This window comes from Nocardia canadensis (assembly GCF_032656385.1).
Lineage (GTDB): Bacteria > Actinomycetota > Actinomycetes > Mycobacteriales > Mycobacteriaceae > Nocardia > Nocardia canadensis.
The window spans coordinates 227,634-240,369 of record NZ_JAVCWB010000001.1; the positions used below are offsets into that span (position 1 = coordinate 227,634).

Annotated in this window: 16 protein-coding genes; 7 read left to right on the forward strand and 9 right to left on the reverse strand. The window is 67.9% G+C overall.

Annotated features, from left to right (window positions below):
• Position 1: 1 nt before the first annotated feature.
• The 3 genes from Q7X29_RS01030 to Q7X29_RS01040 all read right to left on the reverse strand — a co-directional run bounded on the left by Q7X29_RS01030 (position 2) and on the right by Q7X29_RS01040 (position 1,580).
• The gene (locus tag Q7X29_RS01030; RefSeq protein ID WP_218718381.1) at positions 2–394 is read right to left on the reverse strand and encodes an RNA-binding S4 domain-containing protein; all 393 of its coding nucleotides are present in this window, start codon (positions 392–394) and stop codon (positions 2–4) included.
• 3 nt (positions 395–397) lie between these two features.
• Entirely contained in the window at positions 398–958 is a 561-nt protein-coding gene (locus Q7X29_RS01035; RefSeq protein ID WP_189031567.1) for a C40 family peptidase, read from the reverse strand.
• Positions 959–1,286: 328 nt separating this feature from the next.
• Positions 1,287–1,580 (reverse strand): hypothetical protein, encoded by a 294-nt coding sequence (locus tag Q7X29_RS01040; protein WP_218718380.1) that lies wholly within the window; start codon positions 1,578–1,580, stop codon positions 1,287–1,289.
• 109 nt (positions 1,581–1,689) lie between these two features.
• Here Q7X29_RS01040 and Q7X29_RS01045 point away from each other — a divergent pair, with 109 nt between their 5' ends.
• From Q7X29_RS01045 to Q7X29_RS01055, 3 genes are all read left to right on the forward strand, one after another.
• Positions 1,690–2,871, forward strand: coding sequence for an AAA family ATPase (locus Q7X29_RS01045; protein WP_218718379.1), 1,182 nt, complete (start codon positions 1,690–1,692; stop codon positions 2,869–2,871).
• 271 nt (positions 2,872–3,142) lie between these two features.
• Entirely contained in the window at positions 3,143–4,093 is a 951-nt protein-coding gene (locus Q7X29_RS01050; RefSeq protein ID WP_316573054.1) for an alpha/beta fold hydrolase, read from the forward strand.
• A 192-nt stretch (positions 4,094–4,285) separates the two neighbouring features.
• Positions 4,286–4,576: a hypothetical protein gene (locus Q7X29_RS01055; protein ID WP_071930967.1), complete on the forward strand. Its 291-nt coding sequence runs from the start codon at positions 4,286–4,288 to the stop codon at positions 4,574–4,576.
• A gap of 59 nt (positions 4,577–4,635) precedes the next feature.
• Here Q7X29_RS01055 and Q7X29_RS01060 read toward each other — a convergent pair whose 3' ends face one another.
• The gene (locus Q7X29_RS01060; protein WP_218718377.1) at positions 4,636–5,820 is read right to left on the reverse strand and encodes a thiolase family protein; all 1,185 of its coding nucleotides are present in this window, start codon (positions 5,818–5,820) and stop codon (positions 4,636–4,638) included.
• Between the two features lie 247 nt (positions 5,821–6,067).
• Here Q7X29_RS01060 and Q7X29_RS01065 point away from each other — a divergent pair, with 247 nt between their 5' ends.
• From Q7X29_RS01065 to Q7X29_RS01075, 3 genes are read left to right on the forward strand one after another with little or no spacing between them, the layout of a single operon-like run.
• Positions 6,068–6,898 (forward strand): hypothetical protein, encoded by an 831-nt coding sequence (locus tag Q7X29_RS01065; RefSeq protein ID WP_218718376.1) that lies wholly within the window; start codon positions 6,068–6,070, stop codon positions 6,896–6,898.
• A gap of 28 nt (positions 6,899–6,926) precedes the next feature.
• Positions 6,927–8,861: a fumarate reductase/succinate dehydrogenase flavoprotein subunit gene (locus Q7X29_RS01070; RefSeq protein WP_218718375.1), complete on the forward strand. Its 1,935-nt coding sequence runs from the start codon at positions 6,927–6,929 to the stop codon at positions 8,859–8,861.
• Between the two features lie 2 nt (positions 8,862–8,863).
• Positions 8,864–9,610 carry a succinate dehydrogenase/fumarate reductase iron-sulfur subunit gene (locus tag Q7X29_RS01075; protein WP_218718374.1) on the forward strand — a complete coding sequence of 249 codons (747 nt, stop codon included), beginning with the start codon at positions 8,864–8,866 and terminating at the stop codon, positions 9,608–9,610.
• A 48-nt stretch (positions 9,611–9,658) separates the two neighbouring features.
• Here Q7X29_RS01075 and Q7X29_RS01080 read toward each other — a convergent pair whose 3' ends face one another.
• Genes Q7X29_RS01080 through Q7X29_RS01095 form a run of 4 tightly spaced genes read right to left on the reverse strand, consistent with a single transcriptional unit; the run spans position 9,659 to position 11,240 of the window.
• A complete protein-coding gene (locus Q7X29_RS01080; RefSeq protein WP_218718373.1) occupies positions 9,659–9,856 on the reverse strand; it encodes a hypothetical protein in 198 nt (65 codons plus the stop codon).
• 39 nt (positions 9,857–9,895) lie between these two features.
• The gene (locus Q7X29_RS01085; protein ID WP_316573055.1) at positions 9,896–10,129 is read right to left on the reverse strand and encodes a DUF397 domain-containing protein; all 234 of its coding nucleotides are present in this window, start codon (positions 10,127–10,129) and stop codon (positions 9,896–9,898) included.
• On the reverse strand, positions 10,108–10,326 hold the full coding sequence (locus Q7X29_RS01090) for a DUF397 domain-containing protein (RefSeq protein WP_218718371.1): 219 nt from the start codon (positions 10,324–10,326) through the stop codon (positions 10,108–10,110). Before Q7X29_RS01090 ends, Q7X29_RS01085 begins: the two co-directional genes overlap by 22 nt.
• On the reverse strand, positions 10,323–11,240 hold the full coding sequence (locus tag Q7X29_RS01095; RefSeq protein WP_308248475.1) for a helix-turn-helix domain-containing protein: 918 nt from the start codon (positions 11,238–11,240) through the stop codon (positions 10,323–10,325). The genes Q7X29_RS01090 and Q7X29_RS01095 overlap by 4 nt, the downstream gene beginning before the upstream one ends.
• 203 nt (positions 11,241–11,443) lie before the next feature.
• Between Q7X29_RS01095 and Q7X29_RS01100 the strand changes: the two genes are divergently transcribed.
• Positions 11,444–11,629 (forward strand): hypothetical protein, encoded by a 186-nt coding sequence (locus Q7X29_RS01100; protein ID WP_316573056.1) that lies wholly within the window; start codon positions 11,444–11,446, stop codon positions 11,627–11,629.
• Here Q7X29_RS01100 and Q7X29_RS01105 read toward each other — a convergent pair.
• The gene (locus Q7X29_RS01105; protein ID WP_308248474.1) at positions 11,626–12,573 is read right to left on the reverse strand and encodes a DNA-3-methyladenine glycosylase family protein; all 948 of its coding nucleotides are present in this window, start codon (positions 12,571–12,573) and stop codon (positions 11,626–11,628) included. The genes Q7X29_RS01100 and Q7X29_RS01105 overlap by 4 nt on opposite strands.
• Between the last annotated feature and the right edge of the window lie 163 nt (positions 12,574–12,736).

Below are 12,736 nucleotides of genomic sequence, written 5' to 3' on the forward strand. Positions count from 1 at the left end.
GCTAGTCGGTGCGGCCCATCAGTCGATCCGTTTCGCGGCGTTCCCGCTTGGTCGGCCTGCCCGCACCGCGATCGCGCTGCGGGATCGAGGCGAGGACTTCCTTCGGCGGTGGCGGCGGGCTGCGATCGATCATGCACTGCGCGGCGATCGGTGGCCCGACGCGCTTGTGGATGATCCGCTCGACGACGACGATGCGTTCGAGGCCCGCGTGCTTGATCCGGATCTCGTCACCGATCCGCACCTGCTGCGCGGGTTTGACGGTGACACCGTTGATTCGCACATGCCCGGCGCGGCAGGCTTCCGCCGCGGCCGAGCGCGTCTTGAACAAGCGCACCGCCCAGATCCACGAGTCGACGCGGGCCTGGGTGACGGAGCGTTGTTCCGCGGGGGTCACCCCTTAGACGATACGGCGAGCCGTGACGACGTCGTCGGCGCTGAGGTGGGTGTAGGACACCGGGGTGCCCGACTGCACCGCGTTCAGCAGCTGACCGTTGCCGGCGTAGATGCCGACGTGACCGCCACCGTTGGTGATGACGATGTCACCGGCCTGCAGGTTGTCGAAGGACACCGGCGCGCCCACGTGGGACTGCTCGAAGCTGGTGCGCGGCAGTTCGATTCCGGCCTGACGGTAGGCCCACTGCACGAGGCCGGAGCAGTCGAAGCTCGACGGGCCGGCGGCACCCCAGCTGTAGACCGCGCCGAGCTTGGTCCGCGCCGCGTCCAGGGCGATGTTGCCCGCGGACTGCTGCTGCTGGAAGGGGTTGTCGAAGGTGACGCTCGGCAGCTGCGGGGCGGCCTGGCCCTGCGGGGCGACCATCGCCTGAAGCTGCTTCTCCACCTGCTGCGCGGGCTGCTCGAGCTCCGGCGGCAGATCGAAGTTACCGAGGCCGGGAATGTTGATCGTGGCGGCCTGCGAAATCGCAGGCATCGCACCAGTCGTGGCGGCCACCGCACCCATGACGAGCGCACCCTTGACGGAATTCGGCAGTCGAGAATCCCGCTGCAAGCTGTGTTTACCCACCGAGACGAGTCTCCGATCTTGCTGCTCCACCACCGGGTCGTCGGAATCGCTTGGCGACGACAACTATTCGGCGGTGACTCAATGGCGCCGTTTCTCTGACGAAGCGACAGACTCCACTAAGTCACGAGAAGATTACGGCCTGTGATGGAAGCTGTCCAGCGAAGCACGCAAGTTGTTTTCCCGCACTCGGGAAAGCCCTGGACAAGCGCTGTCGTTCCGGCGTGTCGCCGCGCGTAACGGTCCGATATCCCGATCGGCCGTCGCGTTATCGGGCGCGGCCGTCGCGCCCGCCGAGCACCTGTTCGAGGTCGGCGATGCGGGTGCGCGCGTCGGCCAGGTCGATCTCGAGCCGCCCGAGCGCGATCAACAGCGGGCCCAGCGCCAGCGCGGCCAGCGCCTCCGGATCGTCGCCGCCCTCCCCCTCGACGGCGGCCCGCAGGAACACCCGGATCGACTCGGTCAGGTGCGCGTCCGCAGGCAGCCGCAGGCCGTCGAGGAGGGCGGCCGTCGAGGTCGCCATCGGCTCTCCGTGCGCGTCCCACTGGGGTTCCTCGGGCATGTCACTCCGTTCCGCTGCGATGACGTCGTCTCCGGTTCGCTAGCAGTATCTAGGACACAGCCCAGAGTTACCGAGATTCCCCCGCTGATCCGCGCTACGGTTGTCCGGCATGGACCCCGTGCGCAATCCCTACGCTCCCGGCGCCGGCCAACGTCCACCCGAATTGGCCGGACGTGACAAGCAACTCGCCGCCTTCGACATCGTGCTCGAGCGGGTGGCCAGGGGCAGGCCGGAGCGCAGCGTGATGCTCACCGGGCTGCGCGGGGTCGGAAAGACCGTGCTGCTCAACCAGCTTCGTTCGGCGGCGATCTCGCGCGGCTGGGGCACCGGCAAGATCGAGGCGCGACCGGACCAGGATCTGCGCAGGCCACTGTCCTCGGCGCTGCACATGGCGGTGCGCGCGATCGCGATGGCGCACCGCAATCCCGAGCACGTCGACGACTTCCTCGGCATCCTCAAGGCCTTCGCCCTGCGCGCCACCGCCGACAAGGGCATGCGCGAACGCTGGCAACCCGGCATCGATGTGCCCGCGGTGACCGGCCGCGCCGATTCGGGCGACATCGAGATCGACCTGATCGAGCTGTTCAAGGAGGCCGCGGCGCTGGCGGCCGATATCGGCGTCGGGATCGGCATCTTCATCGACGAGATGCAGGATCTCGGCCCGGCCGACGTCTCGGCGATCTGCGGCGCCTGCCACGAGCTGAGCCAGGACGGCGCGCCGCTGATCGTCGTCGGCGCCGGGCTGCCGCATCTGCCCGCGGTGCTGTCGGCTTCGAAGAGTTACTCGGAGCGACTGTTCAGTTATCACCGCATCGACCGGCTCGACCGGCAGTCGGCCGACCTCGCGCTGATCGCCCCCGCCGAGCGGGAAGAGGTGAAATTCACCGAGGACGCGCTGGACTCGCTCTACCAGAAGGCCGACGGCTACCCGTATTTCGTGCAGGCCTACGGCAAGGCGGCCTGGGACCAGGCGCCCGACAGTCCGATCACCGCCGAGGACGTCGAGGTGGCAGCGCCCGCCGCCGAGGAGGAACTGGCGGTCGGCTTCTTCGGCTCCCGGTACGAGCGCGCGACGCCCGCCGAGCGCGAGTACATGCGCGCGATGGCCGACCTGGCCGGCGACGACGGCCCGGTCGCCACGTCGGCGGTCGCCGCCGAGCTCGGCCGCAAGCCGGCCTCGGTCTCGCCCGCGCGCGACGGGCTCATCAAGAAGGGCCTGATCTACTCGGCCGAGCGCGGCACGATCGGTTTCACGGTCCCCCACTTCGGCCGGTATCTGCGGAGCGTATAGCTCTCTACTTCTCTCTAGCCACTTTCCTAGAAGGACTAAGACAACCCTCGAGAGAGCTCTCGACGACGATCTAAGAATCTCTAGTTCGAGAGCTAGATAGCCGAAGAATCTCCTGCATAACGACCAGGGCCCGCCCGGATTCGGTTGCGCATCGGCTGGATAACGCCAGGATTGGCGGGCTAACGGGCCGGAAATCTGATTCGAATAACTCAGTACGCGACTCTCCTCATGGCGGGCCGCGGCCAGCGCTCCAGAACCACAGGAGGCCGCTATGTCGAAGTCGTTCGCCACCACCGATCTTCTCGGTCGGCGCGCCACCGTCGTCACCGACGACGGTGTGCCGATCGCGGTCCGCACCTTCGGGGCCGCCGACGCCGCGCTGACCGTCGTCTTCGTCCACGGCCACTGCCTGCACACCGAATCGTGGGCGTTCCTGCGCGAGCACCTGCTCCGACACTGGGACGGCGACACCAGGATGGTGTTCTACGACCACCGCGGCCACGGCGAATCCGGCCACGCCGACCACGCGACCTACACCATCGATCAGCTGGCCACCGACCTCGACGCGGTGCTGCGCGCGGTCGCGCCGACCGGGCCGGTCGTGCTGGTCGGCCACTCGATGGGAGCGATGGTGCTGCTGGCCTACGCCCGGCTGTTCCCCGCGTCCATCGGCACCCGCGTCGCCGGGATCGGACTGATCGCGGGCGCGGCGGGCGGGATCACCGAGGTCGGCCTCGGCCGACTGCTCAATCGGCACGCCGTCGCCTCGTTACAGCACGCGGTCCTGCGCGCACCCCGGGTGATGCAGGCCTCGAAGCGCTTCTCCCGCTGGATCTTCGGGCCACTGATCCGCGAGGCCGCCACCGGCACGCGGCGAGTGAACCCGCGGGTCGCCGCGGTGGCGACCGCGATCCTGAACGAGACGCCGCTGCTGACGATGTCGGGCTTCCTCAGCTCGCTGCTGACCTTCGACGAGGCGCGCACCCTGGCCCGGCTCGGCGATCTGCCCACCCTGGTGCTGGCCGGCTCGGCCGATCTGATGGTGCCGTTCACCCACTCGGTGGTGCTGGCCTCGCAACTGGCGGGCGCCGAACTGGTGCGGATCGAGGGCGCCGGACACAGCGTCATCCTGGAGCGCGCCGAGGAGGTCGCGACCTCGATCGCCGTGCTCGTCGAGCGGGCCGCCGCCGGGGTCCGCAAGCACTACGCGGTCGCGGGCTGAGAACCGGAGTTACCGGACGGCAATCGCCGAATCCGGGCCAACTCCGGGCGTAAACCGAAAAGCTCGGTTATTGTGGTGGAGATCACGTTGTGTGGTGAGTCACACGGCTCGGTGCAGTGCGGCCCGGGAGTTCACGGGCGTGCCAGGTGATCCGGCGAGTCGGTATGCCCGCCATATACACAGGAGGTAACGATGACACGCAGCGATATCGCGGAACTGCGCTACGCGGTCGGTCAACTCCGGCAATCGATCGGCGCACTGCGCTCCAACTACGGCGACGCGGCCACCGTGCGCCGGCTGGAGAACGACCTCGAGCGGCTCGTCATCGATGCCGAGGAGTTCGAGCAGGCGCCACCGCCGGAGCTCGCCGTCCCCCGCAGATCCGAACCGATCTACGTCCCGGACAGCAAGTCCGACGAGGCCGCCTGGATGGGCGCTCAGGACGAGGGCCTCGGCTTCCACTCCCGGCCCAGAACCAAATAGTCAGACCTGTTCACCGGCGCGGCGGTCCTGCCACCCAGGGGTCGCCGCGCCGACCCCTGTCAGGCGCGGTGTCGGCCGAACCGGCGTCCGGGGCGGACGCCGTGGAACCGGGCGCCGCGCGGGGTCTCCGACGGTTCGTCGGAGTCGGCCGATTCGAACAGCGCCGCGATCCCGTGGTCGTGGCCGAGCGCGATGGCCTCCAGGCCGTAGCGGCCGCCGCAGCGGCCCAGCTCGTGCAGCATCGTCGTCATGATCCGCAGGCCGGTGGCGCCGACCGGGTGCCCGAGGGCGATGTCGGAGCCGTTGACGTTGAGCCGGTCGTGCGGGTCGAGTTCCCATTCGGTGGCCAGGGCGAGCACCTCGACCGCGTAGCCCTCGTTGATCTCGAGCAGGTCGATCTCGTCGAGCGAGCAGCCGGTGCGGGCCAGCAGCTTCGATACCGCGGGCGCCGCGCCGAGCGCCGGGCCCTCGCTGTCGCAGCCCGCGGCGGCCCAGCCCGCGAGGAACGCCATCGGGGTCAACCCCAGTTCGTCGAGCCGGTCCTCGGCCACGACCAGGCACGCCGACGCGCCGAGCCGGTGCGAGCTCATGTTGCCGATGGTGACGACGCCGTCGACGAGCAGCGGCCGTAACCCGGCCAGGGTGTGCGTCGACAGGTCGTCGCGCACCCCCTCATCACGGCGGATCTGGTGTTCCAGCGCACCGGCGGCGACGCCGACCGGCACCACCTCCGCGCCGAACGCGCCCTGCCGCCACGCCCGCGCCGCCTTGCGGTGGCTGGCCACGGCGAATTCGTCGGCGGCATTGCGGTCGATGCCGTAGTAGTGCGCGAGCCGCTCGGCGTTGTGCAGTCCCTCGCGACCGCCCGGCAGTCCGGCTTGGGCCGGCGAGCACTCGACGCCGCCGGCCACCACCACGTCGGCGGCGCCGGTCTGCACCATCATCGCCGCGGTGATCACCGCCTGCAGGCCGCTGCCGCCGTGCCGGTCGGTGAGGAATCCGGGCACCGCGAAGGGCAGGCCGGCTCCGCGCGCGGCCAGTGCGCCGATCGCGGGCACGTCGGAGAGCCCGCCGTCGACACACGCCATCGCGACGTCCTCGATGCGTAGCGGGTCGATCCCGGAGCGCTCGATCACGGCCGACAGGACCGTGGTCGCCAACCACTCGGCGGGCATCCCGGACAGCGCGCCACCCTCCACGCCACTGGGCGTGCGGACGGGTGCCACGATCGCGGCTCTTCTCATTGCTCGTCACGCTCCTTTCCCCGGTGCGGGGAATTCCAGTGACAGGGCACCACAGGTTTGTTGCACCGGCGTGACCGACTGTCACGGGAGTTATTGCTGTGACAGAGATCACCAGGGGGTGGAACAGGCGGTTGCGTGAGACCCGGCTCGAGCGGCGAGAACACAGGCGTATGGTGCTCCACATCACAATCCATCGCGGTGGGGAATGATCAACCGCCGCACGGCCTAGATCAGCGAGGCATCCACCGTGAGTGCCGCACCGACCACCAGCCCGTCGTCCGGGACGGGCGTGTTCAGCAAGACGAGGGCCCGCATCGCCGCGCGGACCCTGCGCACCGACCGCTGGTGGCTGCCACCACTGCTCACCGCGATCGGTCTCGGCGCCTTCGTCGTCTACGCGACGATCAGATCCTTTGTGCGCACGGCCTATTGGGTGCCGCAATACCACTATCTGACGCCGTTCTACTCCCCCTGCCTGAGCGACTCCTGCGTCCCGGGATCGAGCCACTTCGGCACGCCGTTCGGCGAGCTGCCGATGTGGATCCCGCTCGGGTTCGTGGTGCTGCCGTTCCTGCTCGGCTTCCGGCTGACCTGCTACTACTACCGCAAGGCCTACTACCGGTCGGTGTGGTTCTCCCCGCCCGCCTGCGCGGTCGCCGAACCGCACGCGCGCTACACCGGTGAGTCGCGACTGCCGCTGATCATCCAGAACTCGCACCGCTACTTCTTCTATGTCGCGCTGCTGGTCTCGCTGATCAACACCTACGACGCGATCACCGCGTTCCACGGGGAGACCGGCGGTTTCGGCTTCGGCCTCGGCAACATCGTGCTGCTGGTCAACGTCATCCTGCTGTGGGCCTACACGTTGTCGTGCCACTCGTGCAGGCACATCGCCGGCGGCAGGCTCAAGCACTTCTCCGCCCATCCGGTGCGGTACTGGTTCTGGACCCAGGTCTCCAAGCTCAACACCCGCCATATGGCGCTGGCCTGGACCACCCTCGGCACCCTCGTGCTCACCGACTTCTACGTGATGCTGGTGGCCAGCCAGACCATTTCGGACCTGCGGTTCGTCAACTGAATCGCGTCGACACCAGGAGCTAGTTCGAATGTCAGATGTGGAACGGCACGACTACGACGTCGTGGTGATCGGGGCGGGCGGCGCCGGGCTGCGCGCGGTGATCGAGGCCCGCGAGCAAGGACTCTCGGTCGCGGTGGTGTGCAAGTCGCTGTTCGGCAAGGCGCACACCGTGATGGCCGAGGGCGGCTGCGCGGCCTCGATGGGCAATGCCAACGAGAAGGACAACTGGCAGACCCATTTCAAAGACACCATGCGCGGTGGCAAATTCCTCAACAACTGGCGGATGGCCGAACTGCACGCGCAGGAGGCGCCCGACCGGGTATGGGAACTGGAAACCTATGGGGCCCTGTTCGATCGGACGCCCGACGGGCGAATCAGCCAGCGCAACTTCGGCGGCCACACCTATCCCCGGCTGGCCCACGTCGGCGACCGCACCGGCCTGGAACTCATCCGCACCATGCAGCAGAAGATCGTCTCGTTGCAGCAGGAGGACTACGCGGCCACCGGTGACTACGAGGCCAGGATCAAGGTCTTCGCCGAGTGCACCATCACCGAACTGCTCACCGACGGCGGCCGCATCGCGGGCGCCTTCGGCTACTGGCGCGAATCCGGCGGCTTCGTGTTGTTCAGGGCGCCGGCGATCGTGCTGGCCACCGGCGGGATCGGCAAGTCCTACAAGGTGACCTCGAACTCCTGGGAGTACACCGGCGACGGCCACGCGCTGGCCCTGCGGGCGGGCGCGACGCTGATCAACATGGAATTCCTGCAGTTCCATCCGACCGGCATGGTCTGGCCGCCGAGCGTGAAGGGCATCCTGGTCACCGAGGGCGTGCGCGGCGACGGCGGCGTGCTGAAGAACTCCGACGGCAAGCGCTTCATGTTCGACTACATCCCACCGGTGTTCAAGGGCCAGTACGCCGAGACCGAGGCCGAGGCCGATCAGTGGTTGCGCGACAACGACTCCGCGCGCCGCACCCCCGACCTGCTCCCCCGCGACGAGGTCGCCAGGGCGATCAACGAGGAGGTGAAGGCGGGGCGCGGCACCGAGCACGGTGGCGTCTACCTCGACATCGCTTCCCGGATGCCCGCCGACGAGATCGTGCGCAGGCTGCCCTCGATGCACCACCAGTTCAAGGAACTGGCCGATGTCGACATCACCGCCGAGCCGATGGAAGTCGGCCCGACCTGCCACTACGTGATGGGCGGTATCGAGGTCGACCCCGACACCGGCGCCGCGGTGGTGCCCGGCTTGTTCGCCGCCGGTGAGTGTTCCGGCGGCATGCACGGCTCGAACCGGCTCGGTGGCAACTCGCTGTCGGATCTGCTGGTGTTCGGGCGACGGGCCGGGCTCGGCGCGTCGGCCTACGTCCAGCAGCTCACCGACCGGCCCGCGCCGGCCGAGACCGACATCGAGGCGGCGGCGAAAGCCGCTCTCGCACCGTTCGATCCGCCCGCCACCGGCGCGGGGGAGAACCCGTACACCCTGCACAGCGAGTTGCAGCAGACGATGAACGACCTGGTCGGCATCATCCGCAAGGAACACGAGGTGCGCGAGGCCATCGAAAAGCTGGCGCAGCTGCGCGCCAGGTACGCCGAGGTCACCGTCGAGGGGAAACGGCAGTTCAATCCCGGCTGGCATCTGGCGCTGGACCTGGCCAACATGCTGCTGGTCAGCGAATGCGTCGCCGAGGCGGCGCTGTTGCGCACCGAGAGCCGCGGCGGGCACACCCGTGACGACCACCCCGGCATGAATCCCGACTGGCGCAACAAGCTGCTGGTCTGCGCGGTGGACCCGGCCACGGCCGACCGGCAGGTCCCGGCGGTCACCGTCACCCCGGCCGATCAGACGCCGATGCGCGACGATCTGCTCGCCCTGTTCGAGCTCAGCGAACTCGAGAAGTACTACACCGAGCAGGAATTGGCCGCCCATCCGGCGGCCGGCTCGACCGAGGGAAAGGCGTAGCGATGGGGTACGACGCCCGGTTCCGGGTCTGGCGCGGTGATCTCGACGGCGGCGGCCTGGAGGACTACACGGTGCTGGTGAACGAGGGCGAGGTGGTGCTCGACATCATCCATCGCCTGCAGGCCACCCAGGCACCCGACCTCGCGGTCCGCTGGAATTGCAAAGCGGGAAAATGCGGTTCGTGTTCGGCGGAGGTGAACGGCAGGCCGCGGTTGCTGTGCATGACCCGGATGTCGACTTTCACCCCTGACGAGGTGATCACGGTGACGCCGATGCGCACCTTTCCGATCATCAAGGATCTCGTCACCGATGTCTCGTTCAACTACGAGAAGGCAAGGGAGATACCGTCTTTCACGCCTCCAGCAGACCTGAAGCCCGGTGACTACCGGATGAAACAGGTCGATGTGGAACGCTCACAGGAGTTCCGCAAGTGCATCGAGTGTTTCCTGTGCCAGAACACCTGTCACGTCGTCCGCGATCACGAGGACAACAAACAGGCCTTCGCGGGCCCGCGCTATCTGATGCGCATCTCCGAACTGGAGATGCACCCGCTCGACACCGCCGACCGCCGGGAAATGGCACAGGAGGAAGCGGGCCTGAGCTATTGCAATATCACCAAATGCTGCACCGAGGTGTGCCCGGAACACATCAAGATCACCGACAACGCGCTCATTCCCTTGAAGGAACGCGTTGTCGATCGCAAATACGACCCGATTGTGTGGCTCGGCAACAAACTGTTCCGTCGGTAGGCGACTCGCCGCGGGGCACGTGATGGCGTGCCCCGCGGCGATCGCCTTCTACAACACGGCGACAGTCCCCACCGCGACTAATCCGACCAGTAATCCGATGAACAGCGCGCCGAGAAGCGAACCGGTGAGCACATAGATCCCGATCGCCGATACCGCGAACAGCAGTATCACGATCAGGCGCTCGACTCCGTCCTCAGGCGCCAGCCTCCGGTACCGGGGTGGCATTTTCTTCAACCCTCGGTCCATGTAGATGGGCTACCCGGCCGGGCCTTGATCCAAACGTGATCAAGGGCGATCGAACTCGCCGTCGTGCACGCCCGCGGTGAACGCGGTCCACTCGCTCGGGGTGAAAATCAGCACCGGACCGTCGGGATTCTTGCCGTCGCGCAACGCCACGTACCCGTCGGGCAGCATGGCGACCTCGACGCTGCTGCCCTCCCCCGCGGTCCCGGCGCGCAGCCAGGTCGCGCCGGTGGTGTCGATGGTGCGCTTGCTGTTCACCGTGCGCCCAGAGCGCACGCGAACGCGCCGTTGTCGATGCCCTGGGTGAAGGCGTCCCAGCTCGGGCCGTCGAAGACCAGCGCGGGGCCGGCCGGGTTCTTGCTGTCGCGCACGCCGACGCGACCACCGAACAGGAATGCCACTTCGACGCAGTCCTTGCCCGCGCCGCTGCGCGTGCTCTTGAACCAGTGTGCGTCGACGAGATCGAAACTCATGCCACATACTCCTTCGCGACCTGCCGCAGCAGGTGTCTACTCGGTTGAATATCCAGCGCATGACGCTGGAGGCACTCGTGAGCCCGGTCGTACCTTCTGACATCCGCGCGTCGTTCCAGGTAGAGATCGCCGGTGAAGCCTTCGGCGTACACCACCGGTGGTTCGACCGGTTGCCCCTTGCTGTCGGTGCCGAACTCGAGAACCGTGAAAGGTCCGGTGGAGACTCCGAGTGGAACACCGGCGGCAAACGGCAGGATACGCAGTGTCACATTGCTTCGGGTGCTCGCGTCGGCAAGATGTCGCAACTGCGCAGCCATCACCTTTGCATCACCGACGATGCGATGCAATACCGATTCGTGCAGAACCACATCGATCTCGGCGGGCGAATGCTTGCGGTTGATCAACGCCTGTCGTTGCAGCCGCAACGCGACCCGCCGATCGAGCTCGTCGACCGAATCCTTGGGATAGCCCAGCTGATTCAGCGCACGCGCGTAGTCGGCCGTCTGCAGCAGGCCGAGGACCAATTCGGACTGATAAGCCCGCAGCCGATGCGCCGATGCCTCCAAACCCACATAGACGTCGAAGTTTTCGGGAATCAGATCGCCGTACGCGTGCCACCAGCTCTTGACGGCGGCCTGCTGCGCGAGGCCCGTCAAGCCCTCGGCGAGATCGTCCGGAATACCGTAGATCCGGCACAGCTCGTGGATGTCGATCGTCCGGATGCGGTCGGCCTGGCCCTTTTCCAGGCGCTGCAACGTGCTGGCGCCCCATTCCATCAACTTGGCGGCCTCGGCGATCGTCAGACCCGCCTGGGTCCGCCAATCGCGCAGATAGCGGCCGAGCTGGCGGCGCGGCAGTGTCGAGGAGACCCCTGCCGCCGGTCCGCCCACTCCGGTCGATGCGTTCGCTGCCACAGCCCCACTCCTTCTGTGCTCGCAACCCGCCACAGCCCACAGCCCCGCCTATGGCGGTGGATTTCGTCCACTATGGGGAATCCTGCACTCCCCGTTGGATGCCGTGCTGGGAATTCGCCGCGAAATATCGGGATCGGCGTGTACCGGCCGTTAGCCGAACGGTTGCGTGCTCTCCTGGAGACATGCAATTGAGCGATGTGAACATGCATATTGCCGCTGCACTACTCGGTTGCGGCACCGATCCGGGCCCGATGGACGCCGAACAGGCCCATGCCGCAATGCAATTGCACCTCGACTGCACGGTCGACGAGTGCCGGGTCCGCAGGCGGGCCCGCACCACCCTCGTCGACGCGGGGCACTGCGTGCTCGACCAGCGCGCGATCCGTTAGCGGTGCCGGTGGTCGGTGATCGGGGTGCGTGGCCCGAATTTCGGTTTGTGCGCCTGCCCGCTCAGCGCGAGCAGGCGCACCGCCCGATAGCGGTGCGGCCGTAGCGGTTCCAGGTACTCGATCATCGCGTCGTCGTCGATCGGCCTGCCGAGCAGGCTCCAGCCGACCGTCGCGGCCAGGTGGTAGTCGCCGACCGAGAGGGCGTCGGCGTCGCCGAAGGCGCGCTGCGCGGTCTCGGCAACCGTCCAGACACCGATGCCGGGCAGGCTGCGCAACCGCCGCGCGGCCTCGCCGGGCGAGAGCTGCGCGGTGCGCTCGATCGAGTCGGCGACCCGGGCCGCGCGCACGATGGTCTGTGCCCGCTGCGGGCCGACATTGGCCCGGTGGTACTTCCACGACGGAATGCGCCGCCAGGTCTCGGCGTCGGGCGCGACCATCAGCCCGGCGGGCGCGGGCCCCGGCGCCCGCGCGCCGAACTCACGGACCAGGCTGCGCCAGGCCGCGAACGAGGACTTGGTGTGCACCTTCTGCTCGAGGATCGCCGGCACCAGCGATTCGAACACCAGCCCGGTCCGCAGCATCCGCAGGCCGGGCACCACGCGATGGGCTTCGACCAGCTTGGGATGCTCGGGCGTGAAGTCGGCCAGGTCTTCCTCGAGGCACAGCATCCGGTCCAGCCCGGCCAGGAATTCCTCGGCGCCGGGTCCCCAGGCGCGCGCGTGCGCGCCGTCGCGGCCGTCCTGGACGAGCCGGTAGGTGACCACCCCGGTCGGCATCCGGGAGGCGTGCCAGTGCGCGCCGTCGGCGTCGACGTGGTGACACGGATCGCCGCCGCCGCGCCGCAGCGGGACCACGGTGAGCCCGACGTCGAACGGTCTGCTCGACCGGACGGTCCTGGACAGCCCGGCCGTCGTCAGGCCGGGGTCGAGGGTCTGATCGCGCACCCGACCATTGTGCGCGCCCGCTCCCGCGCCGATGCGTGTTCGTAATATTCGCCACGTTCACCGCGATGTAGATCGTGTTGGCAAACAGCCGGCATCCCATCGATGCAGGAGGTACCCGATGATCACCAACGCACTCAACTGGCTGCTGGCGGCGTGGGGCAGC